At 60.3% G+C, this 2,701-nt stretch carries 2 protein-coding genes; both read left to right on the top strand.

The features are described from left to right. The coding region (locus EV130_RS32845; protein WP_165918608.1) for a hypothetical protein at window positions 1–182 on the top strand (182 nt) is incomplete at its 5' end. A gap of 148 nt (window positions 183–330) precedes the next feature. Continuing rightward, the gene (locus tag EV130_RS32355; protein ID WP_132554572.1) at window positions 331–2,700 is read left to right on the top strand and encodes a GNVR domain-containing protein; all 2,370 of its coding nucleotides are present in this window, start codon (window positions 331–333) and stop codon (window positions 2,698–2,700) included. The last annotated feature ends 1 nt before the right edge of the window (window position 2,701 follow it).

The following is a 2,701-nucleotide window of genomic DNA, read 5'->3' on the forward strand; positions in this document are numbered from 1 at the left end:
CGGCGACGCGCAACAAGTTTACGCTAGCTGCAGTATCGTTCATCAACAACCCGAAGATATTCGAGGTGATGACGACGACATCGGCGGTCACGCCCTTGCGGGATGTTGTCGCGGTCCTTGGTCAGCCTTACAAGCTGCCCGGCGTTCTGAAGCTTGACGCAAGTGCAAACGGCCGGAAGTGATTTTGCCGATGGACGTTAATCGCCGTTTGCGGTTGTCAGGCAGCCATTATACTTTTGGGATGCTGCAATGCAGCGATCTGTTGCGGGGTTATTTTGTACCGGCAGGCATCGGAGCGGGGCGGCGGAAGATGAGATCGACGATGAATGAGTGGGACGCCTCGAAGCCATGCTGAACCGGCCGCAACTGCAAATCACCGAGCCCATGGACGACGTTGGCGCTCCTGGAAGAATGTTTGCGAACCCGCTGTCGGGCGTCGATATCCTTTCTGCCGCCCGCCGGCAGATCTGGGTGCTGGTGGCGTCGGTCGTCGTGGCGCTGCTGCTCGGCATCCTTTATCTGGTGCAGGCGCTCCCGAACTACACGTCGTCGGCGAGCATCCTGATCGACGCCAAGAAAGTCGGCATGACCGCGGCAACCCCGCTTGAAGGCAGCCTGACCTTCGAGACGGGGGCGGTCGACAGCCAGCTGCAGATCCTGACCTCGGACAAGATCGCAAGCGCGGTGGCGACGCGTCTTGGCCTCCAGAACAACATGGCCTTTATCGATCCGCAGGGCTCCTACCTGACGGAAACGGTAAAGGGGGCCATAGGACTTGTCCGCTCCGCCATCAATGTGGTGACCCAGGCCCCGCCGACGCCGGAGGTCAAGGACCTTCCCGAGCCCCTGCGCCTTCTGCTTGCGGTCAATGTTCTTCAGGACAATCTGAGGGTCGCGCGTGTCGGTCGGACCTATGTCTTCATCCTGGACTACAGCAACCCCGATCCGGTCCTTGCCCAGGCGATCGTGGGTCAGTATGCCAATGCCTACCTTGAGGATCAGCTGGACTCCAAGTTCGATTCCACCCGCCGTGCGACGAACTGGATGGAAGAGCGTATCCGCGATCTGAAGGCGCAGTCGCTGGCGGCCGATGAGGCCGTGCAGAAGTATCGTGCCGACAATAATCTGGTCGAGGCGTCCGGACGCCTCATCGACGAGCAGTCTCTGACGGATGCGACGACGCAGCTTACCACGGCCCGCAGCGCCCTCGATACGGCCAGCGCCCGCTACCAGAGACTGAAGGAAATTATCGACAATCAGGATATCAATGCGAGCCTGACGGAATCGCTCGAGAATCCGAACGTCGCGCAACTGCGTTCGCGCTACCTGCAGGCAGCAAAGCTCGAGAGCGAGATCTCGGCCCGTTATGGAGCCAACCACCTTGCTGCGGACAAGGCGCGCAAGGATATGGCGGCCTATACGCGGCTGATCTTTGCCGAGCTCATCAATCTCCTGCCCGGCTATCAGAGCGACGTGTCCATCGCCCAGGCACGCGTAAACAGTATCCAGAACACCATCAATCAGCTGCGCCAGACCAGTGCCTCGAACGACAGTGCCATGGTCAAGCTGCGGTCGCTCGAGCAGGAATCGGACTCGCTCAAGACCCTCTATTCCACTTTCTTGCAGAAGGCCCAGGAACTGCAGCAGCAGCAGTCCTTCCCGGTCACCGATGCGCGCGTGATCAGCGATGCGTCCACGCCGCTGCTTCCCAGCAGCCCCAAGAAGCTGCTTGTTCTGCTCGCATCGCTCGTCCTGGGCGGCATTGCCGGCGCCGGTCTTGGCTGGCTTCGCGAATGGCGTGATCGCGGCTTCCGCACGGCATCCCAGATTCGCGACGAGCTGGGCCTCGAATTTATTGCCAACGTACCGGCATTGCAGCCGTCGGCCTTTCTCGTCCAGCAAGCACTGACCCCGGGAGAGCTGCCGTCCGCAGGGGGTACCGCAGGGGGTGCCGCCGGACGACGTCTGACGCTGACCTACAATCCGCTACTGCAAAAGGTCGTCAACGAACCCTTCTCGCAGTTTGCCGAGGCAATTCGTGCGCTGCGGTTCAAGATGAACCTCGAGTTTCCAAAGCGGAAGGGCATCGTCATCGGCATGGTGTCGATGTTCCCCGATGAAGGAAAGTCGAGCCTTGCCAAGAACCTTGCTTCATCGATCGCCTTGCAAGGCACGAGCACAATCCTGATCGACGGCGACCTGCGCAATCCAAGCTTGACGAACAACCTTCTGAGCGGGCCGAAGACCGGGCTGATCGATGTCATTGCCGGCCGGGCAAGCGTGGAGAACGTCGTCGCCTACGAGCAGGAAAGCGGCCTGGCATTCCTGCCGGGCGGCGCGCGCACGCGTGCGGCAAATGACGTCTTCGGAAGCTCAAGGGCGCAAGACCTGATCGACAGCCTGCGGCGGCAGTACGATGTCGTCATCATCGACTTCCCGCCGGTCGGCGCGCTGACCGACGCGATGGCGGCAAGCTACGTCGTCGATGGCTACTTCTTCGTCGCCCATTGGGGCAAGACACCGCGCAAGGTGCTGAAGGAGTTCACCATCAACCATCCGGAACTGACCGACAAGACCCTCGGCGTCGTGCTGAACAAGGTCGACCTGAAGAACCTCGGCAAGTACGGATCCCATCAGAGCGGCTCACAATACGCCAAGTACACTCATAAATACTTCTCAGACTCAACAACGGTAAAGTGAT

The organism is Rhizobium azibense (assembly GCF_004342325.1).
In the GTDB taxonomy this organism is placed as follows: Bacteria; Pseudomonadota; Alphaproteobacteria; order Rhizobiales; family Rhizobiaceae; genus Rhizobium; species Rhizobium etli_B.